The sequence below is a fragment of the Pseudoalteromonas galatheae genome (assembly GCF_005886105.2).
GTDB classification, from domain to species: domain Bacteria; phylum Pseudomonadota; class Gammaproteobacteria; order Enterobacterales; family Alteromonadaceae; genus Pseudoalteromonas; species Pseudoalteromonas galatheae.
In genome coordinates, this window is the sequence record NZ_PNCO02000001.1 from 3,513,526 (window position 1) to 3,539,196 (window position 25,671).

Genomic DNA, 25,671 nt, shown 5'->3' on the forward strand with positions numbered 1-25,671 from the left:
ATCACCTCTTAAGACGTTATTAAATGTACCTCAATTCCGGCGGCAACCAATTGCTGATGAATATCAGCTGGAATACCACTGTCCGTTACCAAAACGTCAATTTCTTCGCAGGCGATAATACGGTGTACACCTTTACGATCGAACTTGCTGGAGTCCGTCACCACTATGACTTGTTTTGCAGCTTTACACATCTCGCGGTTAAGCGCGGCTTCTGGTTCAAAGTGTGTCGTTACACCAACATCGACAGAAAACCCGTCGACACCAAGCACCAAACGGTCAAAGTGATATTGCTTTAGCTGATCTTCTGCGTGACTGCCATAAAACGACAGCGACTTTTTACGCAGTGAGCCTCCGGTCATCAACACTTCAACGCCATCGGCTGCAACGAGTGCTTGCGCCACGTTAAGACCATTAGTCATCACCACCAACTGTTGATGCTCAGTCAGCTGCTTCGCAACCTCTTCTGTGGTGGTACCAGAGTCTAGAATAATAGACTCATTATTGCCTATAAGACCCGCCACTAACTTTGCAAGCTCGACTTTCACCTGGTGATGATGATCGTGCTTTTCCGTTATGGTGAGCTCTTTGGTTAACCTAGAACTCGCAACGGCACCGCCATGAGAGCGAACCAACAATCCTTTATCATGTAAGGCATTGAGATCATTTCTGATCGTCACGGTTGATACACCAAATTGTTCTGCCAGTTCAGATACTTCTACTCGTTCCGTTTGACCAACGAGTTGAACGATTTCGTGGCGTCTTTCGATGGTGTTCAGCATGACACCTCCTTTCGTTTTGGTTAAATTTAGTCTACACACCTTTCACTTTCTTTCAATTTATTTTTTTAACCTTAAACAAAAACAGACACAACCATCTGTTTTATAATGATTTAAATTTAAATGAGAAACAAATCGAAAATAAAACGAAAGAATATGAAAGATATTTTTCTTGCGTTCAAAATAAAACTGCCGTAATAATAACCAAAAATAACATTTCGTTTTTAACAACAAGAGTGAACAACTAAGAGGTTATTATGGGTGATCTAAACCGCCGGCGATTTCTTCAATCAATGGCTGCTATCGCAGCAACAAGCGCAGTGGTTGGCTGCGCAAGTAACAATAATAAGACGCCGCTTACACCAAAGCCACAAGGAAATTCAGTTCAAGGTCTAGTCGTACCGAAACTGGACGTCGTGCGAGTGGGCTTTATTGGTGTGGGTCAACGTGGTGTTGGCGCGGTAAAACACTTTTGCCATCTTGATGGTGTCGAGATCAAGGCCATTTGCGATACGCACCAAGAAGTCGTCGATAGAGCCGTTAAAATTGTTGTCGACAAGGGTTTACCCAAGCCAGCAACTTATGGCAAGAGCGATATGGACTATCGCCGCATGTTGGCGCGCGATGACATTGATATTGTGATCATCTCTACGCCTTGGAAATGGCATACGCCTATGGCGGTAGACACAATGGAGAGTGGAAAGCATGCTTTGGTTGAAGTGCCAGCTGCAGTAACCATAGAAGAAGCGTGGCAATTGGTAAATACCGCAGAGCGCACGCAAAAGAACTGCATGATGTTGGAAAACGTTTGCTATGGCCGCGACGAGCTGATGGTATTGAACATGGTTCGCCAAGGGTTATTCGGTGAGTTACTACACGGTGAAGCGGCTTATATCCATGAACTTCGTTGGCAAATGAAAGAAATTGAGCATAAAACCGGCTCATGGCGTACACACTGGCATACCAAACGCGACGGTAATCTCTACCCCACTCATGGCTTAGGCCCTGTTTCTCAATATATGAATATCAACCGTGGCGATCGCTTCGACTATATCTCGTCCATGAGTTCCCCAGCACTTGGTCGTGCAGCCTATGCCAAACGTGAGTTTCCAGCAAATCATGAACGAAACCAACTGAACTATATTGCTGGAGATATGAACACCAGCATCATTAAAACCATCAAAGGTCGTTCGATTATGGTACAGCACGATACCACTACCCCACGCCCTTACTCCCGCCATAATTTAATTCAAGGTACTAACGGCGTATTTGCAGGATTCCCCAACCGCATCGCGCTTGAAAACGGCGGGAGTAAGAGCTTTCACGAGTGGGATTACGACATGAATGATTGGTACGGCAAATACGATCATCCACTTTGGCAAAAAATGGGGGCTGAAGCTGAGCGCAACGGCGGCCATGGTGGCATGGATTTCTTAATGTTCTGGCGCATTATTTACTGCCTTCGTAATGGCGAGCCGCTAGATCAGGATGTTTACGACGCAGCTGCTTGGTCAGCGGTCTTCCCTCTTTCAATGGACTCAGTTGCAGACAGAAGTAATAGCAAGGACTTCCCGGATTTCACCAGGGGCACATGGCGCACTGCAGCACCACTAGGCATTGTCACATAACTAACCAAAGGTTAAATACGTTATCTATAGCAAGTACTAACAATGCCTGAATAAGCGCTCGTATAGCGGGCGCAATAATAACAACACTCAACAGGACAACAAGATGAAACACACTTTAAAACTGTGTGCTGTGGGATTGGCCGTGAGCTGTGCCCTGTCCCAATACGCGCATGCACAGGAAACAGAACAGAACAGCGGATCCGACGAGCAAGATAAAGCCAAGCAACAAGTCGAGAAAATTGAAGTACGTGGCGTACGTTCGAGTATCAAAGAGTCACTCTTTCTCAAAAAAAATGCCGTCGGCGTAATGGATGCCATCGTTGCCGAAGACATAGGTAAGTTCCCAGATCAAAACCTCGCTGAAGCGCTACAACGAATGACAGGTATCGCCATTACCCGTAACGCAGGTGAAGGACAAAACGTCACAGTGCGGGGTCTTGGTGGGGACTTTAACGTTACCACCATCAATGGTCGTAGAATGGCATCTGAACACACTAGCCGAGACTTTAACTTCGATTTAATTGCGCCTGAGATGGTTCAAGCATTAGAAGTGTACAAGTCACCACAAGCACAAACGCAAGAAGGGGGGATTGGTTCAGTCATCAATATAAAAACCCGCCGACCGTTAGATATGGATGGTTTTACCCTCGCCGGAAGTGCCAAAGCCATTTACGAAGAACGTACCGGCGATACCAACCCCCAAGCCTCCTTCCTCATTAGTGATACCTTTTTTGACAATACCTTTGGCGCGCTATTCACCGCCGTTTATTCAGAGCGAACACAACGCGAAGACTCCTACGAAGGACAAGGATTTTACGATCCAGAAGAAAATACCGATGTGCGAGTCCCTGTTGATAGTAACCGAAATGGTGAGCTAGATGAGGGCGAGAAAGTACACCCCTCAATGATCCCTGGATATGTACGCTACTCGAACTGGCAAGACGAACGTGAGCGCATTGGTGCAAGCCTCGCCTTACAATGGCGTCCAACGAATGATATTGATGTCACCTTTGATAGCTTATACTCAAGCTACAAAACCGACGGTGAAAAATATCAAATCTCTTTCGTCACCTATGATGAACCTTGGACGCCGGGGATCCCTGCAGTAGGTGAGTTAAAATTCAATGAAGATGGCAACGTCAACTACATTGAGTTAGTCGATGGTGCAATGGCTGAGCTACTGAACGTCTCTGAGCCTCGCAATACCGACACTTGGCAGGCCGGTCTTAACTTCAAATGGTATGCTACCAGCGATCTAACGCTTGAATTTGACGTGTCTAAGTCCCGTGCTGAGCGGATCAATGATGGCGACAACCGCTACATTGTGGCACGTGGCTTTGTTGATACTATCACCATAGATCAAACAGGCGACAACCTCCTGCCAGATGTGACCATGTCACCAGCACTTAATGCCGATCAACCCTTTGGTGCTCATTACAGCTACAACTATGGCACGGAAGTGATCAGTGATGTTGAAGAGTTAAGGCTCGAGGGAACATTTATTCCAGAATGGGAATTTGTCAAAGACATCAAGTTTGGCTTTCATTACGGAAAGCAAACTAAAGGCAGAGACGTAAGTAAATCAAATAACCCATCGATGTTTAGTAATGGTGGGGCTTATTTTAAAAACTCAGATTACGACAGCTTTGATAACTCAAGCGTAGAAAAGCTCGGTGGCCTTAACTTATTTAGACTACCCGCAGATGTACTTGTTCCCGCCAACTTTGATAACTTCCTAGATGGTGAGCCGGGCATGCACCCTGCACCGTGGGCCAGCTTCGACTACGACAAACTCTATGCTTTTTATCAATCCATTAATGCCCAAGCCGCAGATGAAAAAATTAGAGCTTCCAAGAGTCCTAAAGATTCCTACGAGCTTTCTGAGTCAACGTTTGCACTTTATTTAGAGACCAATCTAGTCGGCGAGCTGTCGGAAATGCCTTACAACTTAAACCTAGGCGTAAGAGCAATCAAAACCGAGATCACCTCTGATGGCTACGTTTTTGATTACCCAAGTCTGGTATACAACGTAGAAGAAGACGAAGATGGCGATATTATCTATCGCATAGAAGGGGATATTGCCGATTATTACTCCGATTCTTACGTAGAAGACGACTACACTGATGTACTGCCTAGCATGAACTTTAAGTTAGAAATAACAGACTCACTGTTATTTAGAACCAGCGCGGCTAAAGTTATCACCAGACCTAGCATCGATTTTCTAACCCCATATAGCTCAATTAATTTCAGTAAGTTTGAGCTTAACCTTGCCAACCCTGGGATCAAGCCACTTAGAGCAGACCAACTTGATTTGGGACTAGAGTGGTACTTCTCTGATTATGGTGCGCTCACCTTTGCAACCTATTACAAAGACATTAAATCGGTTATCGCTCAGGGACGTATCGGTACGATAAAAGTAGGTAAATTCATAAAAGACGGCGTTGAAGTTGACGGTCCGGAATTTACCCAAGTATCTCCACGTTCAGAAGCAGGAGCAGAGATCAAAGGTTTCGAAATTGCTTACCAACAGTCGTTTGAGGAATTGCTACCAGCACCATTTGATGGCCTAGGTATGCAAATCAACTACACATTTACGGATAGTAAATACGACGACCCCGAAAAAGACGAGCTACCGTTCGCTGGAATGTCTGAGCATTCTTACAATGCGGTTATCTATTATGAGAAGGATGACTACCAAGCGCGTATCGCTTACAACTGGCGAGATGATTACCTGAAGTATCCAGATGCGTGGGGCGGCCCAGAATGGGCAGCGGATTATGGTCAATTTGATTTCAGTGCCAGCTATAATCTTACTGCAAAGACACGGATTGACCTAAACGTGACCAACCTCACCAATGAGCGTCAATGGTCATACATTAAAACCCAAGAGCAAGTGAGCCACTTGAGCCGTTACGGCCGCAGTATCAGTTTAGGCATTAACACTTCTTTCTAAATCAATATGGGGCAACACGCCCCATTCAAGGAACTTAAGATGAAGAATACAATAATGACACCGATACTGCTGTGCGCCTCGCTATTTGCCTCAGCACAAGAAGCTTATATCAGCAGTTACGGTAATGCTTGGGTCAACAACGATATTGACGCCAGCAGGCAATATATAACTCAAGCCGGAATTGCCCCATGGCAAGATAAGCAGCTTAGATTTAATCACTATTTTTATGCCAATAACGTTGGCACCTATACCCTCTTTTTACACCTTGAGAAACCAAGAGCACCAAGTACATTGTTGGTAAAGCATAACAATAAACAAGTGGCGCTTAACCTCGATAGACAAAGCCCGACTAAGGTTAAAGTCGGTGACTTTGCCGTGACGCAAGTTGGCTATCAAACTGTCCAAATAGCCGGTGACACATTAGCCAAAGGGCGAAACAGTGCCTTCCCTGCCATTACCGGGCTCAGTCTCGATGGTGAGGCCATGACCCCTGCACCTAACTATGTCAAAGAAGACTTTTACTGGGGTCGTCGCGGCCCTTCAGTACACCTTTCCTATACCGTACCTGACAAAAAGGACTATAACTGGTTTTACAACGAAGTAACGGTGCCATCTGGCTACGATCCACAAGGCTCGTATTTTATGGCGAATGGTTTTGGCGAAGGTTACTTTGGTATTCAGGTCAACTCGCCCACCGAGCGTCGCGTGCTGTTTTCGGTTTGGAGCCCATACCAAACCGATGATCCAGGCACAATTCCTGACAATCTTAAAATCAAATTACTCGCTAAAGGCGAAGGCGTTTACGTCGGTGAATTTGGCAATGAAGGTTCTGGAGGACAAAGCTATTTACGTTATAACTGGCAGCCTGATACGACATATCGCTTTTTAGTCAATATTGAGCCCAGTACAATTAATGCAGGCCATACTGAGTATCGTGGCTATTTTTATGCGCCGGAAACCGGTCAATGGAAGCTGATCGCAGCCTTTAGCCGCCCTGAAACCAATACCTATGTTGCAAGACCGCATAGCTTTTTGGAAAACTTTTTACCCGAAGCTGGACAGCTTGAGCGTAAAGCATTTTATAACCGTCAGTTTTTACGTGACACCCAGGGTAACTGGGTTGAGTTAAATCAAGCTAAATTCACTTATGACGCCACCGCCAGAAAAGGGTCGCGTTTGGATTATCAAGGTGGTGAGGAGCAAAACCGGTTTTACTTACGTAATACAGGTTTCTTCACGGGACCCACGCCTTACCTCAGCGAATTTACTCGCCCAAGCAGCAATGATGCGCCGGTGATCCCATGGCAGTCATTACAGGCACACCCTTAATTTAAATGATAGCTTCTCTCTGGTCGGCCAATGCTACCGTAGCTTTGGTCGGCTTTTACTTCTTCTATACTAATTAACCAAAGTCTCGGGATAATTAAAGCTTTCCCCTTCGAAAAACAGAAATAGACATAAAACACACCAAAAACCATCACATTAATAAAACAATACACTCAATAAATTTAAATTTGGTGTAATTCCAACCACTTAGATCTAAATAAGAATTATTTTCAAAAAGACCGTTGACAGTTCTACAAATCTAACTGATAATCAATATCAACAAGACGAGAGTGACGGCTCAACTTGTTATCACAATAGTTTCTTGACCCGAAACAAGGCTGGTATCCACAACTACCAAAGGACGTTAGCAGGCACTTGCATTGCTCCTCGTATTTAGACGCTAACTCCACTTTTACTTGCTACATTGCTCATATCGGTGACGGTAGATATGAAATCAAAAAGCCCTGCTCAGGGCTTTTTTTATGTCCAAAGTTTATTTTTACTTCGGTATTTGCTAGAAAAATAGCCACCCTAATATTAATGAGAATTATTTTCAAAAAAGTATTGACTCATTGTTAGATCTAACTGATAATCACTATCAACAAGACGGCAACGTGTTGTTTCGCCAACTCAGTTAGTAAGGTTGATAGTTGTAAAGCCCTGTCTACCAGATGTACTCACTACCTTGAGATTGGCATTAGTACTCTAGTTTGTTTCTCGACCCTGAAACACGGCTGGCCAACGTTAATGGCTTGAATGAACTTAATTCAGTCGCCCCTAAACCTGACTAAGTTTATTCTCACAATTTACTTGCTACATTGCTCATATCGGTGACGGTAGATATGAACGTAAAAAGCCCTGCTCAGGGCTTTTTTTATGCCTAAAATTTATATCTACTTTCAGCGCTTACCGAAAAGCAACCACACAAATATTAATGAGAATTATTTTCAAAAAGGTATTGACCCAAGGGTAAATCTAATTGATAATCAATATCAACAAGAGGACGTGCTCTTGCTGATTCGACCCTGAATCGTGTTGTCGGTGATGTGCTACAACGCCCCTTGATGTGTATCACTGGCAACCACTTTTTACTTGCTACATTGCTCATATCGGTGACGGTAGATATGAATCAAAAAGCCCTGCTCAGGGCTTTTTTTATGCCTACATTTTCTATCAGCGTTTATTCAGCTGTAATGTCGTGTAATCGTTTTCTTTTATTAGAATTCGTATCATTCTATTTTTCCAAAAATAACAATAATATGAACGCTCGACGCTACCGTTATAACATGTTGTTAAGCCTGCTGCTGCTGGTAGGGTTTATTTTCACCAGCTGGATAAGCATCGAGCACGCTAAACAGTCGTTGTATAAAGGAGTGAGCGATGATGCTCTACCACTCACCAGCCATCTGATTGATTTAGACATCCAAAAACGGCTGCAAGCTCCAATCATTATTTCTCAGCAAATGGCAAATAACGTCTTTATTAAACGTTGGCTAACGTCTTCACAGCAAGACCCTACGCTTATTTTCAGCTACTTAGAAGGTACTCGAGCATTACATCACGCAAAAACGAGCTTTTTAGTGGATGACAAGAGCCTCACTTATTACCACTTTGATGGTAACTCCCAGCAGTTAGACATCCGTGCCAAACAAAACGATTGGTATCGAGAAAGCCTGCATAACGATACAGATTATGCGCTCAATGTTGATATAGATCCAAGAGACAACAACGAAGCTATTGTTTACGTTAATCATAAAATAAAACAAAACAACGATGTAATTGGTGTTGTTGGGGTTGGTATCTTATTGGCTGATTTACACAATTTAATTGAACAATACGAAGCCAGTTACGCGCGCAAGCTGTATTTTATTGACCACAAAGGCAGGCTATTATTTTTTAACGATCAAACTCTATCTGGCACCAGTATTCATGACCGTTTTCCAACCCAAGCAACGGCGCTGCTCAATCAATCTGAATATCAATTTCAGTTGGAAACCGACGACCATGCCGAGTTTGTTCATTCGCGCTATTTGGACTCAATAGGCTGGTACTTAATTGTTGAGCAAACAATAGATAAATCAAGTGGAATAAGCGACATCCTCACAACCAATTTATGGGTAGGGAGCCTCGTCACCCTATTAATATTGGCCGTGGCGCAGTTGACGTTTAATCATTATCAAAAACGCTTAGAAAAAATGGCGAAGTACGACAAACTCACCGATACCTTTAATCGTCAAGCCTTCGAGCCCCTGCTTCAGCACCATTTAGCGAAGGCGCGCACCCAATCAACCCCTGTAGTGATGTTGATGATGGACATTGACCACTTTAAACAAGTGAACGATCAACATGGCCATGTGGTAGGCGACAGAGTGCTGCAATGCTTCTCGAGCGTATGTAAACGCGAGATAGAAAACAACGGTTTGCTGTGCCGCTGGGGAGGCGAAGAGTTTATGGTATTGCTACCCAAAGCGACGTTAGAGCAAGGAATTGCGATTGCTGAGAAGATCCATGTTGCTCTAGAGCAGGCGGAATGTGAGGTCAAAGTGACAGTCAGTATTGGCGTTGCACAATACCATATTGATGAATCAGAAGATGGTTTTATAAAGCGCGCCGATGCCGCGCTCTATCGTGCCAAACAAGGCCGGAATCAAACCAAATTCGCCGCTTAGCGGCGATTCTTACGCGCTCTTGCGCGGCGTTGACGTTTTTCGTCTTCACGCGCAGCCTTTTTAACCTCAGCTTGTGCTCTTAGCTCAGCAACCATTTCTTCTTCCGACTCTCGCATTTCCGGCGTTTCCATCGTGATCTGCCCGATAACAGCATCGCGCAGTTCGTTGATTAAAATCTCCGACATCTTATGCGTATCGACCTGATTGCCACCCTTTACACACCCACGCTTGCGGCCAGCCATCTCGATAAATGTCCAATCACAGTCCGGTAATTCGTCGAGCTTGTAACGTGCTTTTAAAAGCTCTGGATATGCACCCAGCAGATATTCAGCGGTGTAACTCGCCACTTCTTCATAATTGATAGCCGTATCGCGAATAGCGCCCGTTGCCGCCAAACGATAGCCCGAGTTTTCGTTCTCAACCTTTGGCCACAACATACCCGGCGTATCGTAAAGCATAATGCCGTCTTCAAGCTTAATACGCTGTTGCGCTTTAGTTACCGCAGGTTCATTCCCGGTTTTTGCAACAATTCTGCCGGCAAGTGTATTGATAAGCGTCGATTTACCCACATTTGGAATACCCATGATCATGGCTTTTAGCTGCTTATCTTGACCCACTTTATGAGGTGCAAGCTTTTTGCAAAGCGCATTAATACGCTGTACTTCATTCGCCTTATCATGACCAAGCGCTAGCGCTTTTACACCGCTCTCACGTTCAAAATACTCCATCCACTGCTTGGTCAGTTCAGGATCGGCAAGGTCCGCTTTGTTCATGATTTTGATAACAGGCTTATCACCGCGTAACTGCCCTACCATCGGGTTTTCGCTACTATATGGAATACGAGCATCCAGCACTTCAATAATGACATCCATCTGCGGCATGATCTCTTTGATCTCATTGCGCGCTTTATTCATATGCCCTGGGAACCACTGTATTGCCATTATAACCACCTGTATTAATTAACTTTAAAAGCTCATATGCTGAACACCTTGCCAAACTCACACCTACCATAGCACCATTCATACGAAGCAAGAGATAAGTAAAGGATACAACATAGGGTACTAAACGCTTTTAACACAGCAGCAGTACCTCATCACTAAGTTAGCTATTCTACTATAAATTGACAGAATTGGGTTAATGGCCATGAATTCTGTTTAATTCATGTATCACGCTCAACATTCCTGTCCATATATCGCTGTTATGAGTTAAGCCAGCTCCCCCTCCTGACTGACTTCGCCCCCATAGGCTACGACTACTTTTTCTTTGACGCCTAAAGAAAAGACCCCCTCATCACTCGAAAAACATAACTGCTCGGCGGGTGAACCGCCTCCCACAAAACTATTTAGACTGTGAGCTTGGAGGCTACGCTGATAGTTTTTGTAACCCTTGCAAACGGCTTAATCGTAAAAATCGTAGACGATCTCACAAGCAACTTATTCCCCCCTCCATCACACCCGAAAAGCATAAGTCGATATGCAATGTGCCGACAGGATGTCGGCCAAGTCTTGTCTAGCACAGGGACGTGCCTTATAAGACGGTTGCACTATATCGGCTTAGGATTTGAGGATTGAGTGTGATGTTGGGGCGACGTTTTCTTGGTTCGTTCTTTTTCGTCGTTTAGAAAGAATGAACGAGGAGCGCATGGATGCGCTTTGATATTAAACATGGAGGTTTATGTTACTAACGGCTGATAACTCGAAATGTGTCGTAAAGCCAGCTCGTCCTCCTGACCGATTTCGACGCCCATCCATGGGCTACGACTACCTTTTCTTTGCTTGCCCAAAGAAAAGGTAGCAAAAGAAAAGGCACTCCCAACACCACACTGACTCCTCAAGTAAATTACCAATATGAACGTCACCGCTGTGTAAGGGCCATCCTTGGCCCTGTCACCGCTTTTCACGCATCCATGCGTTGAAATGACTCATTGGCAATTTACTTTGGGTGTGATGAGGGAGACACAAGGCGCTGATAAATTCTTGTGGTGCTTGCAAACTACTTAGCTACTTTTAAGAGAAAAACTAGAACTCGCAGTCAATACTAATCCCTTTACCGCAACCGAAAAACATACTTCTCGGCGGGTGAACCGCCTCCCACAAAACTATTTACACTGTGAGCTTGGAGGCTACGCTGATAGTTTTTGTAACCCTTGCAAACGGCTTAATCGTAAAAATCGTAGACGATCTCACAAGCAACTTATTTCCCCCTCCATCACACCCGAAAAGCATAAGTCGATATGCAATATGCCGACAGGATGTCGGCTAAGTCTTGTCTGGCATCATGGATGTGCCTTACAAGACGGTTGCACTATATCGGCTTAGGATTTGAGGATTAAGTGTGATGCTGGGGCGACGTTTTCTTGGTTCGTTCTTTTTCGTCGTTTAAAAAGAATGAACGAGGAGCGCATGGATGCGCTTTGATATTAAACATGGAGGTTTATGTTGCTAACGGCTGGTAGCTCGAAATTTACCGTAAAGTCAGCCCGTCCTCCTGACCGATTTCGACGCCCATCCATAGACTAAAACTTACTTTTCTTTGATGCCTAAAGAAGAGGCAATACTTCACTCGAAAAACATACTTCTCGGCGGGTAAACCGCCTCCCACAACGCTATATTATATATCGACTTGGATTTGAGGATTCGGTGTGATTTCGGGGAGGCGTTTTCAAAACCATCCGTTATGCCAAAAGATAACCATTCGAATGCTGAATAAAAAAATGAGTTAAAAATGCTTGCCTTTTATGTAACAATAGCGCGCAAATAAAAACCAATCGCAGCACACTAGGAAGTAGTACCGCGTATTGGTGGCACGGCTTTAACCAACAACAGTGGACATAAAAAATGCAAACAAGGATTGTGGTGTATGGTACTAACCATCCTGTACATGTCGTCGATTTTGAACTCACGACCTGTATCAATAGCGGCTTTTTACTCAAAGCGAACCTAGAATCCCAATTTGACCTGGCTGATGAGTTACTTGTCGGCAATATGCTCACGTTTGAAATTGAGTCACCAGATGCAATATCAACGTATTTCACTGGGACTTTATTTGATATCCAATCTGGTTTTGTGTCTGAGCACACCTGTGGTGCAGAGGTAATCTTAAAGCCTCGCCTTGAGTTACTTAAGCAAACAGAAAAAAGCCAAATCTTTGTACAAGCCAATGTTCAGTCTGTCCTCAATAAGTTGATACAAAAAGCGGGCTATTCACAAGACCGGATAAAATGGCGAGTCACTAAAGACTTACCCACGCTACCGCAGTGTGTACAAGCGCTAGAAAACGACTACACCTTTTTCACCCGACTCTTAGCAAAGTACGGCTTAATCTATTGGTTTGAATGCCATGATTTTATTGAGTCGATAGTGATTGCCGAGGGGAACCTTGCAAGCCCCTATATTGAGCGAGGCTTGTTGTCGGTGACAGATAAAGATGGTCTGGTTCACGAGCATAAAACCGGCTTTGTCGGGTTTACGCAGTGCCAAAGTCGCCATCGCTTTAGAATGGGTGGCTCCCAAGTGCATGTAAATGCCCATCCGCCTACCTCCGTCAGCTCGGCGCAGCGCAGCTATTTTGAACCTGCGGCACACAATCCCGCTGAGCAATTTGAGCGCACCGGCAATCTCGAGCTTGCCTATCAACAAGGTAAAAATGAAGTCACGCTGGTAGGCAACGTAGCCGAAGCCAATGCCGGTTATTCGTTTTCGTTAAATGGTAAATTGGGCACAGCGAAAGGTGGCGATTATACCTGTATTCGCAGTAAACAGGTGTATAAGCAAGGCAGTGCCAATGACCCTAAGCAAGTTGCTCATCATAGCGAGTCGGTGTGTGTACCACGAGGTGAGCCAATACGTATTACTCCCCCAGAGCATAGTCCCAAGCCAATGGTGTTTACCGCCACGGTACGTTCATTGTCGGGGTCAAAGACCAATCCTCATCTAGATACCCAAGGGCAATATGCCACGCAAGTACATTTTGATAGTCAAGTCACTGAATCAGTAAAGCGCCTCACACAATATGCCTGTCGCGGCCAAAAGCAACCGACAGGGTTACACTTTCCACTGCTGCCAGACAGTAATGTGCTCATCGGTTGTATGAACAACGACCCTGACCAAAGTTATATTTTAGGCTTTGCCCTTAACGACACCCAACCATCCGTTGTTACCAGCGCCAATAACGCCCAAAACGTGCTCTGCTCTCGCGGCCAAAACCTATTGATGTTTGATGACACTCTAAATACCCCGCATATTGTGCTGCAAACCTTAGCGAGTAATCAGTACTTAGTGTTACATGGGGATAAAAAGCAGCCTTATATTCACTGGCTTGCACAACTTGGTGCGATGAATATTTTTGCAGCCAAAGACATACAACTTGGCAGTGTTAAAAGTGCAATTCGACTGCTCACCAATAAAGCCTTTATCGCCAGCGCCAAACAACAACTGGCACTGGAGAGTAAAAAGTCAGTCATTGCCGATGCAGCAACCAACCTAGACGTCACCGCCAATCAAATTGACGTCAGCGCCGAACAAAATATCACCCTTAAGGCGGGTCGCAGCCATCGCAATGTTATCCAAAGCGATATAAACCTCAAGGCAGACAACAACCTCACCATCACCGCTCCCGCGGGAAGTCAAATCATTCAAAGCCAAGGTAATATCACGATTAAAGGCAGTGGCTCTGGCAACCTCACCCTTGCCAATGGCGGCAGTGAAATCAGTATTGACTCAAGTGGTAACGTCAACATCTTTGCAGACAAGTTACTGACCTTAAAAGGCAAAGCCATGACCGTGTTTGACGGCAGCATGGAGCAAGATATTGGCGGTAAACAAAGCGCCACGATGCCGAGTGTACCGCAAATTCAAGCACTCTCTGAGAATGCTCGACTCTCACTGGCCGCCGATGGCATTGCCACCATGATGAGCAGTACCATTGAGTTGTCTTATACCTATCAAGATGGCAGCCCAATTATGGGCGCACCTTATACCATTCGATTTGCAAACGGCACAGAGTTGACTGGCAACTTAGATGACAGCGGTAAAGCAAAAATCGAGAATGCCCCGCCCGGTCAATACACCGTGCAATATGGTGAGGACAAACGCGATTACCTACCAGAAGATAATCGCCCTAAAAACCCACTGTATGGACAAATCACCCCAGCGCGAGCGGCTGAAATGGTACGCAGCGGCAATACCGCACCACTGATAGAAGCCAATGGCATTGCAACCCAAGCAGGTGATTGGTTATGGGGCACACTACAAGGCGACTTTAATCAAAACCCCTCTACGTCACAAATCGTGGTAGGCACCTTGATTTCCATGATACCAATTATCGACCAAGTCATGGATTTACGAGATATCATTGCCAATGTCATGTTACTGACCGACGATGATGAAGCCAACGACACCGACGCTTGGCTTGCCTTTACCCTTACGGGTATTGGTTTAGTGCCGGTTGTGGGCTCAGCCGTCAAAGGCGTGGGCAAGGTTATCTTAAAAAATACCGGAGAATCCCTCTCGGCTGCGCTTGCGGTACTTCGCAAGCTAGGCAAAGGCGACCCAGTTAAATACCTAAGAGACATCAACTGGCAAGACCTAGGAAAACAATCCGCTACGGAAGTTAAAAACATCGTCAAAGGCCTGCGCGATTCACTTGATGACATGTCTACCAGTTGGCACTACGACCTACTGCTCCCAGACGCCGCCATCGAAGGCATGCAAACCACAGTAAAACGCCTAGACGAGGTCACCCCCAAAATCGACCAGCATATGCAACAAGCCGCCCAAGAAATCGGACAGCGAGTTAATAAAGCGCTGGATGAATATCAAGGCCAATCACCAATTCGAGGCGTTACCGACAAGCCCACCAAAGCCAAAGCCGATGAGTTGGAACCACCAAAAGGGAATGAGTTACCGGGGGGGAAGGGATTGCACCCTCTCAAAGCAGGCATGAAAGCATACAAGGTCCCCTGTTTTAAACCAAGTGATAACTTAAGGAAAAAACATAAGGGCGACTTACGTGCTTTAGAACAGAATTACGCAAGGCAACTTAAGTATCAAGAAGCAGGCTTAAATGATTTAACCATTGGTGAATACAGAGAAAACCGCGATCGATACAAAAATATGAAGCGTAAGGGGACTGGAACTGCTCAAAATGGTTTTAGAGATAAGTTCAGATACAAACTATATAAATCTCTCAAGAAATCATACGGTAGAAACAAATCACGTACTGAAGCAAAAAAATTAGCTGCGCAAAGAACAACAGAAATTATGAACAATTTACATGCATTACATGACCCTGATATGGGCGCTGGCGGTTATGATAATGTTACTCGTCTGGGTGATAAAAGAGTTAATGAATCTATAGGTCCGCAGTGGGCTAAAGCGCCTATAGGAAGTAAAAAAGGAAGTAAAACACGCGTTGAATTAATGGATGAGCAAGTTGAAAAAGCATTTAAAGAATATGGCCCAGATGCTAAGTTAAACATTAAACTTGAGCGCTGCCCGTTAAACAAAAAGTAGAGAACCCATGATAGAAACTAATGATGACGATTTAGCCTTTTTTTTAAGCGAATTTGGCCAACCAACAACAATTGTACCCGCGACTACCGCTGATATAGAAGCGTATCGAGGGAAGCTCCCTGATCAGCTACTTGAATACTGGCAAATACTCGGCTTCAGCGGTTTTGCCGATGGTTTATTTTGGTTGACAAACCCCGCGGATTATCAAGACATCCTTGATCGATTTTTAGAAGATACCCCGTTTGAGCAAGATGATATTTATTATGTTATTGCGCGCAATGCTTGGGGTGAACTTCAGATTTACGGCGAAAAAACAGGTGAATCCCTAGAAATCAGCCCGCACCTTAACTGGATAACAACAAGCGAAGGAAGCGAGCAAGATATTGCAGCTGGTAAGGCTAACCAAACTGCAAAAGATTTTATAGCGCTTCAAGAGCCTGAGCAACTTGATATTAAAGATAACCAAGGGAAACCACTTTTTCCTGCGACATTAAAAAAACATGGCCCACTCAATGCCGATGAAGTGTACGGCTTTGCGCCATTTTTATTTATGGGTGGCGAGAAAAAAGTCAAGAATATTGAAAAGTGCGATATTTTTGCCCATTTGAATTTAATTGCCGATATGGGTGATATGGAAATTATTGATATGGCTTCTATGGTACGTGGCGCTATTAAGCAGCACGAGTAACGCTGTATGCAAATGTGATTAGTAACGGCACACATCACTTAATGAATCATCAAGATGACCGTATCCCCGGTTACGCATGATGATTCATTAGACACGTTTTTTAATATTAACTTACCAGTTAGCTAGGGCCGGATTCCACTTTGCTCATAGATTAACAAAGAATAACTCCGTCCTAGAATCACCGTTCCAAGTTGCTCCTCTTCTCAGGGCAAACACTAGTTAACTTATCAGTATTGGTTTAGTGCCAGTAGTGGGCAAGGTTATCTTAAAAAATACCGGAGAATCCCTCTCCGCTGCGCTTGCTGTACTGCGGCTTTTTACCCAAAGAAAAGTCGACAAAGGCGACCCAGTTAAATACCTAAGAGACATCAACTGGCAAGACCTAGGAAAACAATCCGCCACGGAAGTAAAAAACATCCAAAGGCCTACGCGATTCACTCGATGAAATGTCTACCAGTTGGCACTACGACATACTACTCCCAGACGCCGCCATCGAAGGCATGCAAGCCACAGTAAAACGCCTAGACGACATCACCCCCAAAATCGACCAGCATATGCAACAAGCCGCCCAAGAAATCGGACAGCGAGTTAATAAAGCACTGGATGAATATCAAGGAGAGTTACCACAGGTTGGTGTTACCAATGTGCCGAAGAAATCTAAAGCGCCGGAGCTTTCAGCTCCAGAAGGAAACGATCTCAAAGGTGCCCCTGTTAACAAAGTTAATCCGCCATCACGTAAGACGCCTAGTGACTTTACGCAGCATAAATCACTAAACCATAGAAAAGGTGCTACTGGTGAGTACAATGCACACCAATTAATGTTGGAGAATGGCTATACACCACTAGGTAAAACCGATGGTAATTATAAACCAGGACAATCCGGTATTGACGGAATATATCTGCACCCAAATCCACCACCAGACTATGTGATTACAGAAGCCAAATATAACACCTCTCCATTAGGTAAAACTAAAAATGGTAAACAAATGAGTAATGCGTGGGTAACAGAAAAAAGATTAGAACAAGCAGGAATTGACGAAAAAACAAGACGTAAAATCCTCAAGAGCCTTCAAAAAAATAAAGACTCTGTACAAAAATTATTGATTCGAAATAAAGAAGATGGAACTTTAGTAATTAAAGCATTAGACAAAAATGCCAATATTATAGACAAGCCAGTGACCCTGTGATAGGAGCAGAAGATGTTAAGAGATACTTTAAAAAATAAAGAATATTATGATGATAGGGTTTCCTTTAGACTGGAATGTATTGAAGAAGATGTTGAAGAAATCAAATTTGATGATGATCCTGCCGATGTGAAGATGAAAGGTTCATTTAGGCTAGTTAGTGACTCATTGTATCTTCTTCATCAGAAATACTCTCGCGGCGATGATCTCTCAGAATTTAAGCCACTTTTATTAAATATGTTGACCTACCGCCAATGGCAAAAGGACTATGCTGACGCCTTGCCAGATAAAGAGCAAGTAGAACGAATTGGCTGGGAAGAACTAAGAGAAGATTACCTCGAAGATCATCTTAAATGGTTGAGTTTCGCTTACTGTTTAAATATGGATAAAGAATACTACCTAAAAGTGCTGAGTCTTATCGGTAATCAAGGTCAAGACGCACTATTTGATAAAATTGCTATAATCCTAGGTGACACTAATCGTGAAATAGCAGCGGATACTCTGTTCAAAAAACGTTTCGGTAAGCTGTACAAAGTAGTTGAAGGAAGTCCAGAGCAACGTCCAGCACTTGCAAAAGCCTATCTAGAGGCTTGGTATGTCTTGGAGGGTAGCCCTGATTATCATTTAATGGATACAGATGCATACATTGGCTATTGGTGCTGGGAAATTGCGCTTGTTGTTAAATTATTCAATATTGATGATAGCAGCTTTATTGACCACCCATACTACCCCAAAGACCTCGTACATTGGCAAGATAATCAGTAGGAGATAAAGGTGCGCGATACACGGAGAAGTAACGATTATTTCGAAGCATTCTTAGTCGACATTGAAGTTGGCATCAAAGAAACACAAGAAGCCCTCGATGCAGGTAACTTTACCACACCTAGCGAGCGAGTTAATGTTGCCCAGCGTATATATCAGCTCGCGATTATGCGAGCGGTAGCGCACTACTCATACGGTGCTCACCTTGGGGATGTTAAGCGCTATACCGAAGCGATTTTGCCGTATCGCAAACAACTGACACACTACTGTGATAAGTTACCTGCAAATCATCAAATATATCGCTATGCTTTTGAAAAGCTAGGCGGGCAAATTGATGCTGTCGGCTCCCCTAATATCAATCGTTATATCTACACTTTGTGGTGGCTGGCACTCTTACAAGCCTGTGATGTCGCTCAAGCTCATATTCAAGAAGTGCTAGACGTTATTGGCGAACGCGGCAAAGACACCTTACTTGATAATATAGCCATTGCACTTGGTGATAACGATAGACCTATTTCGCCCACACTCTACTACCCTGAAATTTATCAAAACCTTTCACTCGCTTTGACAGTACCCAGTGAACAACAGCCTGATTTACTCAACCAATTTGCACAAAATTGGTACAGTAAGTTAGAGGGCTTGGCGGACTGGCATGATAATCACAATTGTGAATGCGAATTCGAGTACACGGATTATTATATTGGTTATTGGTGCTTTGAATTAGCTTTAGTCGCTAATGTTCTAGAAATACCAAGAGAATCTTTAGAAGATAGCGGTTATGTCCCGGTTGATTTACTCAGATAACCCCCTACATACAAATATTAATGGGGCCCTTTCAGATATGAGTATTGAGGCACAAAACACATTATTTATACTTAGTCCGAGTAAGTTAAATATACACCTACATAGGTGCAAATAATGAATAAGTTTTTTGACAATTTTTATCACTTTGGTGGGTTTGGCCCAGCGATAGAAGCGATTCAACCAACAGATGAGCAAACCCAATATTACCAAGGTACTTTACCTAATAATTTACTTGAGTATTGGAAAGAATACGGCTTTTGTGGTTGGGGGAAAGGCCGTTTATGGATGGTGAATCCAAAAGATTATCAAGATATCTTGACTGAGTGGTTAAGAGGAACTCAATTCGAAAAAATGCAAAATGACGGTGTAGATAGTTTCTATGTCATTGCAATAGATGCGTTTGGAAAAATGTATATTTGGGGTAAAAAATCAGGGAGTAGTCTTTCCATAATAAGCAGCTATGGCATGATTTTTCCCACCTTCGAAAACGAAGAATATATCGCTACGGGAGAAGAAAGAAGCTTAGATTTGTTCTTCTCTGTACAAACGACAACCCAAATTGATTTAATTGATATCAATGAACAACCTCTTTTTGAGCGAACTTTGGAGAGGTTAGGCCCTCTTGAAAATGGAGAGATCTATGGCTTTGCGCCAGCTCTTGCCCTTGGTGGCGAACCTAAGCTTGAGAATCTCCAAAAGGTAAAAGCCACGGAACATTTAGCTTTCCTAGCTGATCTTGGAGAGAAGCGTGTTATGGCCGATATCGTTGCGCTATCTAACCAATTACCCCATAACCAATAGCACCTTTTTAAGTCCTTTAAATACATAGATGTTGCAAGGTCTAGCTCAATCATCCTAGCCAATATATTCCAGCAAAAGACATAGACTATATATGATCACTAAATGTAATGACTCTTATGAGTTAAATAACTCAAGCATCTTTGAATTAGAAAATTTTTGTAGAATTAAACTTCCGTATTTGTTTATCGAGTTTTTCCGCAACAATAATGGCGTTGCCTTTGAAGGACTCACTTACGCCATAGACAATAAGGAGCGGTTGATTGAGCGAACACTTCTTATTACAAACGATTCCAAGTTGTCAGACGATATTATGCAGTACGAAATAAAAGTGGTACTCGCTCAGATTGAAGAACGCCTAACCGACAATGAAGATCTAGTGGGTGTTGAGTTACTTCCTTTTGCTTATGTCTTTGGTGGAGACTTTTTATGTTTAAACTTCAAAGATAGCAATACTGAACCGTCAGTTGTACTCTGGGATCATACTGGATCAGATGAGTTAAGCCCTGTTTATGCGCTAGTTTCTGATAGCTTTGAAGAATTTATTGAAGGTCTTTGCGAGTCTGAATATGGATAAAATAAACGATTAGTTTGCTTTCTCCCTTATCAGCATGGGGTATTGGATTTCGTGTTTAAGGAAGATACGTGTCAGATAAGTAAAGCAATTTCGGCAGGAAATCGCACTCCGTTCAGATGGGTTGTTTACAGCTTGGTAAAACATCCACAGACCATAAAGTTCGATGCGTCACTAGTATATGGACCAGCATAAACAATGGAGTTCAGGGCAGAGCTTCTCTTCAGCCAATAGCCGCTCGCAAAGTATACTATCAATCTAGCCCAACGATGGGTATTTGCCCCAAAACATAAGGAAAGATAATGGAAAATTTACCTATAGACTTGCGCGATGAAATTGATGCTCTCTATATTTCTGCATACAAATTATTAGAAGCCAACGATGTTGATACTGCTCAAGAAAAAGCAGAAGAAGCATGGAGGTTATTACCTGAACCGAAATTTGATTGGGATGTCACTCTCAGTTTTGTTACCGGAATTTGTAAAATGTATCGAGAATTAAGCTTACACGAAAAAGCCCATAATATTATTAATGAGCTTTTAGACTCAGACCATTTAAATGACTATGATGATGGGCCATTATTTTTGAAAGCTACATTATATTTTGAGCAAGGAGAGTTTAAACAAGCATATGAATGGTTTGCTAAAGCCAATTCTATTTCACGAGGTAGATGCTTTGTAGAACAGCCTAAAAAATACAAAACTTTCTTTAATGAGTATAACCAATGAATGTACATGACCAGATAGAAGAGTATTGCGAGCAAGGTAATGACCTTTTTGATGAAGAAGATTTTCAAGGCGCAATGACACTCTGGAAAAAAGCTTTCGATTTACTCTCTGACCCAGATGAAGAGTGGGATCAAGCCGTTTGGCTTAAAGTATCTATTGGGGATAGTTATTATATGCTTGATGACTATCAACAATCCCTCGATTCAATGTTAGATGCATTAAACCACCCTGAAGCACTCGACAACCCATTTATTCACTTTAGAGCTGGCCAGTGTCATTATCAGTTAGGTGATAAATAGCGCAGTAAAAATGCTCTACTTAAGGCCTATATGTTAGCCGGAAAAGAAATTTTTGAAGACCACGAAGACGATGGACTGTTTTACTATGACTTTTTGAAATCCGAAATCCGGCTATAAACAGGCCAACTCTAAGGACAGCAAATACAATTGTAACTCCACCCAATTTAGTACAGCTATTTCGTAGAATTTTATGCAGCCTCAAGATAACCAATTGGTGTCATATCGCCTAGTGAATCATGAGGTCGCTCATAATTATAAATATCTAACCACTCATCAGTGATTTCACGTACTTCTTGCAGTGACTCAAACAAGTATAAATCTAGCACTTCTTCACGGTAACTCCGATTAAACCTTTCCACAAAACCATTTTGGTAAGGACTGCCTGGCTCTATAAATTCCAACTTGATGTCATTTTTCATTGCCCAATCTTCGAGTGCCGTTGAAGTAAATTCTGGGCCATTGTCCACTCTAATCTGCTTTGGTTTTCCTCGCCAAGCAATAATTTGTTGTAGCGTTCTAATAACTCGTTCAGAAGTTAAGCTTGTATCGACCTCAATCGCCAGTGCTTGTCGGTTGAAATCATCCAGCACATTCAGTGTTCTAAAACGATGTCCATAGCTTAATGCGTCACTCATAAAGTCCATTGACCACGATTCATTATGTTGTGTCGGTGCACTTAATGGTTCAGGTGTTCTTGTTGGAATACGGCGCTTCCCCTTACGTCTCAAGTTTAGTTTTAGCATGTTGTAAACGCGTTCAACACGCTTTTTATTCCACGGCTTACCCTTATTGCGAAGCCTTTTGAATAGCTTAGGCAGCCCCCACCTAGGATGGCGCTCTACCAGCGCAAGTAATGCGTCGATAACTTCATCATCTGACGGCCGTTTATGTTTGTAATAAAAAACTGAGCGGCTTAGCCCTGCCACTTCACAAGCAAATGCGACGCTGACGTTAAATTGAGCTCTTAAATGCTCTACCCAAGCTCTGCGCCTACTTGTTTTTACAGCTTTTTTGCGATGATATCCTCAAGCATCGAGTGCTTTAGGCTAAGCGTTGCAAACATATCTTTTAGCTTACGGTTTTCTTCTTCAAGCTCTTTAAGTCGCTTAACGTCTGAAGCTTCCATCCCGCCATATTTTGAGCGCCATTTATAAAACGTACTTTGGCCGATACCATGTTTGCGGCAGATTTCTGGCACAGGAATACCTGATTCAGCTTCCTTGATCATGCTGACAATTTGGGTTTCGGTGAACTTGCTTTTTCTCATCGTAAATTTTCCTATTTTAGTTAATGGAAAATTCTACTTATGAACTGTTTCATTTTTTGGGGGAGTTACACTTTGATTCAAATTTAATTGCTTTTGATTTTCGTTATAACGCAACGGATCCAGAGGTTATATTTATTATCACTTCACAACTTGAGGAGGGTGATAACGCAATAAGTCATATCTGCCCTAGCTTTAATACACTTTTCTCCATTCTATAAAAATGATAACAAATCACCATAATAACCAATGAAAAAATAAGCGAAATAGAATTTTAGGATATATAAATGCTACGAGATAAATTAAGGGATATCGAGTATTACAATGATAGGATTAACTTTAGACTAAAAAATTATCGAGAAAAAATAAAAAAGGTCCAACCTAATAGTCAGTTTGAAGTTGAAGTCAAAATGAAAGGTTTATTTAGGCTAGTCAGTGACTCTTTGTATCTTATTCATCAGAAATACTCTCGCGGCGATGATCTCTGAATTTAAACCATTTTTATTAAATATGTTAATCTATCGCCAATGGCAAAAAGACTATCTAGATGCTTGGTATGTATTGGAAGGTAGCCCAGATTATCACTTAATGGCTACAGATGCTTACATTGGCTACTGGTGCTGGGAAATTGCACTTGTTGTTACGGTATTCAACATCGATGACAGCAGTTTTATAAATCATCCATACTATCCGAAAGACCTCGTACATTGGCAAGATAATCAGTAGGAGGCAACAGTGCTCAAACTACGGACCTATAACAAACAAATTTAACAACAACCTGCCGACGACAAAGCAAACAAGGATCGTGGTATCGGCGCTACACATGCTACAAGCCCAACTGAAATATTAAGGATAGTAAACGATGATTAAAAATGTTCTGTTCTCTCTTGGTGCCACACCCTTGCATAAAAAAAGCACTAAAAAATTAAAAATCAGTGAGATAGAAAATAAATTTAACTTCAAGCTCCCAAATGAACTGAGGGAACTTTATTCACTGTTCACTTCATCCGTTATTTTTGAATCTGGCGCTAAAATTAAGCCAAACCAAGCCGCGCCATTTGCTGATAATGAAGGTTATCAGTCAATTGAAATACTTTATGGTATTGATAATGAAAATAACAATATTCTTCAGAAAAATGTCATGTACGAAGAACTTCAGCAAAAAGGCTATTTTATCTTTGGTGCTTCTTGTGGTGGCGATCAACTTTGTTTAGGAAAAAACGATCTCAAAGTTTACTGTTGGGATCACGAAAGCAGTGAAAACGAACAAGAATTTTATGAGATTTCAACCAACCTATCTTCATTTTTTAACGCGCTCAAAGCTGATGAAGATGAGCAACCAGCAAAGATAGATGATACTAACTCATTTCTATCTTTTTAGTTCACCAAACATAAATTACGATAACTCACTTGGAGTAATAACGATGGAAACAGTTCATGCGATTTACAACCAGATAGCACAAAACATAGTAAATTCAATTAGGACACCTTGGGATGAAGCGTTCATAGATTTTAGTTACTACGGAGACTCTGCTAAGTATCAAGGTAAATATCTTCATTATTCAAATAATGAATTGTGTGATTTCAAAGTGGGCTATCAATCCTATCGCCTGTTTAAGCAACTCCATGAGATCACAAGTGGTGATCCAGAAGAAAAATGGGATAGAGTTAGGTTTGTACTCAAACAAAGTGGTGAATTCAATATTGACTATGAATGGGACCAAGAGCTAAAAGATGAAGTATGACATAGATCTTAAAGCGTACTGAGTAAAACACCTCTACATTCGCCTATTTAGCCAGCAACAACAAGCTTTCCTACGAACTAACAGTGCCTCTACACAGGTGTATACAATGAACAAATTTTTTGACAACTTCTATCACTTTAAGGGATTTGGTCCAGCTATAAAATCAGTTCAACCGAAGGAAGAACAGCTACTACACTATCAAGGTATTTTACCCGATAACCTAATTGAATATTGGCAAGAATATGGTTTTTGCGGTTGGGGCGATGGACGATTTTGGCAGGTTAACCCTAAAGATTATCAAGCTATTTTGGCCAAGTGGCTAAAAGAAACCGAGTTTGAGCAAATGCAGCATAATGATCAAAACCACTTTTCGGTTATCGCTATAGACGCTTTTGGTAAAATGTACATTTGGGGAGAAAGTTCTGGTTACAGTCTAAAAATAGTGAGTAGTTATGGCATGATTTTTCCGTCTTTCAATCGTGAGCTTTATAGCCAACACAACCCCTCTAGAGCCTTAGATTTATTTTTCGCCACTCAACCTCCAAAAGCAGAATTGGATTTAAGCGATCATAATGATCAACCGCTTTTCGACCGTGCAGTTGAAAAGCTAGGCCCTCTTGAAAATGGAGAAATCTATGGCTTTGCGCCAGCTCTTGCCCTTGGTGGCGAACCTAAGCTTGAGAATCTCCAAAAGGTAAAAGCCACGGAACATTTAGCTTTCCTAGCTGATCTTGGAGAGAAACGTGTTATGGCTGATATCGTCGCGCTATCTAACCAATTACCCCATAACCAATAGCACCTTTTTAAGTCCTTTAAATACAAAGGTGTCGCTAGGCTAGGTTCAATCACCCTCCTAGCCTACATTTTTCACCAAATTTCTTCTGCTGCTTTCGTTTACATTTTTAATTAGAGAAACCACGGTATCTAACCTTTAACTACTCTACTGAGATGGTGTGCAGTG

General features: G+C 42.7%; 21 protein-coding genes. 18 read left to right on the forward strand and 3 right to left on the reverse strand.

The features are described from left to right. Positions 1-8: 8 nt before the first annotated feature. On the reverse strand, positions 9-779 hold the full coding sequence (agaR, locus tag CWC29_RS15710; protein WP_017218322.1) for a transcriptional repressor AgaR: 771 nt from the start codon (positions 777-779) through the stop codon (positions 9-11). A gap of 254 nt (positions 780-1,033) precedes the next feature. Here agaR and CWC29_RS15715 point away from each other — a divergent pair, with 254 nt between their 5' ends. From CWC29_RS15715 to CWC29_RS15735, 4 genes are all read left to right on the forward strand, one after another. Continuing rightward, positions 1,034-2,404, forward strand: a complete 1,371-nt coding sequence (locus CWC29_RS15715) for a Gfo/Idh/MocA family oxidoreductase (RefSeq protein ID WP_138521455.1) — start codon at positions 1,034-1,036, stop codon at positions 2,402-2,404. 103 nt (positions 2,405-2,507) lie between these two features. Continuing rightward, a complete protein-coding gene (locus CWC29_RS15720; protein ID WP_128725736.1) occupies positions 2,508-5,357 on the forward strand; it encodes a TonB-dependent receptor in 2,850 nt (949 codons plus the stop codon). Positions 5,358-5,396: 39 nt separating this feature from the next. Then, positions 5,397-6,686 carry a DUF3472 domain-containing protein gene (locus tag CWC29_RS15725; RefSeq protein ID WP_138521453.1) on the forward strand — a complete coding sequence of 430 codons (1,290 nt, stop codon included), beginning with the start codon at positions 5,397-5,399 and terminating at the stop codon, positions 6,684-6,686. Positions 6,687-7,942: 1,256 nt separating this feature from the next. Next, positions 7,943-9,352 carry a sensor domain-containing diguanylate cyclase gene (locus CWC29_RS15735; RefSeq protein WP_138524071.1) on the forward strand — a complete coding sequence of 470 codons (1,410 nt, stop codon included), beginning with the start codon at positions 7,943-7,945 and terminating at the stop codon, positions 9,350-9,352. On the opposite strand, the gene ylqF is transcribed toward CWC29_RS15735, so the two are convergent. Continuing rightward, the gene (gene ylqF, locus CWC29_RS15740) at positions 9,349-10,293 is read right to left on the reverse strand and encodes a ribosome biogenesis GTPase YlqF (RefSeq protein WP_138524073.1); all 945 of its coding nucleotides are present in this window, start codon (positions 10,291-10,293) and stop codon (positions 9,349-9,351) included. The two genes, CWC29_RS15735 and ylqF, sit on opposite strands and share 4 nt — an antisense overlap. 1,896 nt (positions 10,294-12,189) lie before the next feature. On the opposite strand from ylqF, the gene CWC29_RS23785 reads away from it, so the two are divergent. From CWC29_RS23785 to CWC29_RS15790, 9 genes are all read left to right on the forward strand, one after another. Further along, entirely contained in the window at positions 12,190-15,864 is a 3,675-nt protein-coding gene (locus CWC29_RS23785; RefSeq protein ID WP_235956588.1) for a polymorphic toxin type 15 domain-containing protein, read from the forward strand. A gap of 7 nt (positions 15,865-15,871) precedes the next feature. Next, the gene (locus tag CWC29_RS15755) at positions 15,872-16,552 is read left to right on the forward strand and encodes a GAD-like domain-containing protein (protein WP_128725181.1); all 681 of its coding nucleotides are present in this window, start codon (positions 15,872-15,874) and stop codon (positions 16,550-16,552) included. A 500-nt stretch (positions 16,553-17,052) separates the two neighbouring features. After that, on the forward strand, positions 17,053-17,739 hold the full coding sequence (locus CWC29_RS15760; RefSeq protein ID WP_235956589.1) for a hypothetical protein: 687 nt from the start codon (positions 17,053-17,055) through the stop codon (positions 17,737-17,739). Between the two features lie 12 nt (positions 17,740-17,751). Then, positions 17,752-18,501 (forward strand): PoNe immunity protein domain-containing protein, encoded by a 750-nt coding sequence (locus tag CWC29_RS15765; protein WP_167815441.1) that lies wholly within the window; start codon positions 17,752-17,754, stop codon positions 18,499-18,501. Positions 18,502-18,510: 9 nt separating this feature from the next. Then, positions 18,511-19,302, forward strand: a complete 792-nt coding sequence (locus tag CWC29_RS15770; RefSeq protein WP_128725176.1) for a PoNe immunity protein domain-containing protein — start codon at positions 18,511-18,513, stop codon at positions 19,300-19,302. 114 nt (positions 19,303-19,416) lie between these two features. Continuing rightward, the gene (locus tag CWC29_RS15775; protein ID WP_167815442.1) at positions 19,417-20,103 is read left to right on the forward strand and encodes a GAD-like domain-containing protein; all 687 of its coding nucleotides are present in this window, start codon (positions 19,417-19,419) and stop codon (positions 20,101-20,103) included. Positions 20,104-20,194: 91 nt separating this feature from the next. Beyond that, positions 20,195-20,677 carry an SMI1/KNR4 family protein gene (locus tag CWC29_RS15780; protein WP_128725178.1) on the forward strand — a complete coding sequence of 161 codons (483 nt, stop codon included), beginning with the start codon at positions 20,195-20,197 and terminating at the stop codon, positions 20,675-20,677. 299 nt (positions 20,678-20,976) lie between these two features. Beyond that, positions 20,977-21,402 carry a tetratricopeptide repeat protein gene (locus CWC29_RS15785; protein WP_128725179.1) on the forward strand — a complete coding sequence of 142 codons (426 nt, stop codon included), beginning with the start codon at positions 20,977-20,979 and terminating at the stop codon, positions 21,400-21,402. Next, positions 21,399-21,701, forward strand: a complete 303-nt coding sequence (locus tag CWC29_RS15790) for a tetratricopeptide repeat protein (RefSeq protein WP_235956590.1) — start codon at positions 21,399-21,401, stop codon at positions 21,699-21,701. The genes CWC29_RS15785 and CWC29_RS15790 overlap by 4 nt, the downstream gene beginning before the upstream one ends. Positions 21,702-21,889: 188 nt before the next feature. On the opposite strand, the gene CWC29_RS15795 is transcribed toward CWC29_RS15790, so the two are convergent. Continuing rightward, positions 21,890-22,968 (reverse strand): IS3 family transposase gene (locus tag CWC29_RS15795; RefSeq protein WP_408004171.1). Its coding sequence is split into 2 segments (ribosomal slippage): positions 21,890-22,716 and positions 22,716-22,968, totalling 1,080 coding nucleotides; the frame shifts between segments, so codons are not numbered across the junction. 284 nt (positions 22,969-23,252) lie between these two features. On the opposite strand from CWC29_RS15795, the gene CWC29_RS23790 reads away from it, so the two are divergent. From CWC29_RS23790 to CWC29_RS15815, 5 genes are all read left to right on the forward strand, one after another. Then, on the forward strand, positions 23,253-23,453 hold the full coding sequence (locus CWC29_RS23790) for a PoNe immunity protein domain-containing protein (protein WP_235956591.1): 201 nt from the start codon (positions 23,253-23,255) through the stop codon (positions 23,451-23,453). Next, positions 23,401-23,691: a PoNe immunity protein domain-containing protein gene (locus tag CWC29_RS24115; RefSeq protein WP_239965809.1), complete on the forward strand. Its 291-nt coding sequence runs from the start codon at positions 23,401-23,403 to the stop codon at positions 23,689-23,691. Before CWC29_RS23790 ends, CWC29_RS24115 begins: the two co-directional genes overlap by 53 nt. A 136-nt stretch (positions 23,692-23,827) precedes the next feature. Next, positions 23,828-24,346, forward strand: a complete 519-nt coding sequence (locus CWC29_RS15805) for an SMI1/KNR4 family protein (RefSeq protein ID WP_138525026.1) — start codon at positions 23,828-23,830, stop codon at positions 24,344-24,346. A 43-nt stretch (positions 24,347-24,389) separates the two neighbouring features. After that, positions 24,390-24,710 (forward strand): immunity protein YezG family protein, encoded by a 321-nt coding sequence (locus tag CWC29_RS15810; RefSeq protein WP_128727321.1) that lies wholly within the window; start codon positions 24,390-24,392, stop codon positions 24,708-24,710. A gap of 106 nt (positions 24,711-24,816) precedes the next feature. Next, positions 24,817-25,506 (forward strand): GAD-like domain-containing protein, encoded by a 690-nt coding sequence (locus tag CWC29_RS15815; RefSeq protein WP_128727320.1) that lies wholly within the window; start codon positions 24,817-24,819, stop codon positions 25,504-25,506. Positions 25,507-25,671: the final 165 nt, after the last annotated feature.

Excerpts from the sequence above, each read along its gene's own strand:
- agaR (WP_017218322.1), bottom strand. The coding sequence starts at position 779 with ATGCTGAACACCATCGAAAGACGCCACGAAATCGTTCAACTCGTTGGT.
- CWC29_RS15715 (WP_138521455.1), top strand. The coding sequence starts at position 1,034 with ATGGGTGATCTAAACCGCCGGCGATTTCTTCAATCAATGGCTGCTATC.
- CWC29_RS15720 (WP_128725736.1), top strand. The coding sequence starts at position 2,508 with ATGAAACACACTTTAAAACTGTGTGCTGTGGGATTGGCCGTGAGCTGT.
- CWC29_RS15725 (WP_138521453.1), top strand. The coding sequence starts at position 5,397 with ATGAAGAATACAATAATGACACCGATACTGCTGTGCGCCTCGCTATTT.
- CWC29_RS15735 (WP_138524071.1), top strand. The coding sequence starts at position 7,943 with ATGAACGCTCGACGCTACCGTTATAACATGTTGTTAAGCCTGCTGCTG.
- ylqF (WP_138524073.1), bottom strand. The coding sequence starts at position 10,293 with ATGGCAATACAGTGGTTCCCAGGGCATATGAATAAAGCGCGCAATGAG.
- CWC29_RS23785 (WP_235956588.1), top strand. The coding sequence starts at position 12,190 with ATGCAAACAAGGATTGTGGTGTATGGTACTAACCATCCTGTACATGTC.
- CWC29_RS15755 (WP_128725181.1), top strand. The coding sequence starts at position 15,872 with ATGATAGAAACTAATGATGACGATTTAGCCTTTTTTTTAAGCGAATTT.
- CWC29_RS15760 (WP_235956589.1), top strand. The coding sequence starts at position 17,053 with ATGCAAGCCACAGTAAAACGCCTAGACGACATCACCCCCAAAATCGAC.
- CWC29_RS15765 (WP_167815441.1), top strand. The coding sequence starts at position 17,752 with ATGTTAAGAGATACTTTAAAAAATAAAGAATATTATGATGATAGGGTT.
- CWC29_RS15775 (WP_167815442.1), top strand. The coding sequence starts at position 19,417 with ATGAATAAGTTTTTTGACAATTTTTATCACTTTGGTGGGTTTGGCCCA.
- CWC29_RS15780 (WP_128725178.1), top strand. The coding sequence starts at position 20,195 with ATGATCACTAAATGTAATGACTCTTATGAGTTAAATAACTCAAGCATC.
- CWC29_RS15785 (WP_128725179.1), top strand. The coding sequence starts at position 20,977 with ATGGAAAATTTACCTATAGACTTGCGCGATGAAATTGATGCTCTCTAT.
- CWC29_RS15790 (WP_235956590.1), top strand. The coding sequence starts at position 21,399 with ATGAATGTACATGACCAGATAGAAGAGTATTGCGAGCAAGGTAATGAC.
- CWC29_RS23790 (WP_235956591.1), top strand. The coding sequence starts at position 23,253 with ATGCTACGAGATAAATTAAGGGATATCGAGTATTACAATGATAGGATT.
- CWC29_RS15805 (WP_138525026.1), top strand. The coding sequence starts at position 23,828 with ATGATTAAAAATGTTCTGTTCTCTCTTGGTGCCACACCCTTGCATAAA.
- CWC29_RS15810 (WP_128727321.1), top strand. The coding sequence starts at position 24,390 with ATGGAAACAGTTCATGCGATTTACAACCAGATAGCACAAAACATAGTA.
- CWC29_RS15815 (WP_128727320.1), top strand. The coding sequence starts at position 24,817 with ATGAACAAATTTTTTGACAACTTCTATCACTTTAAGGGATTTGGTCCA.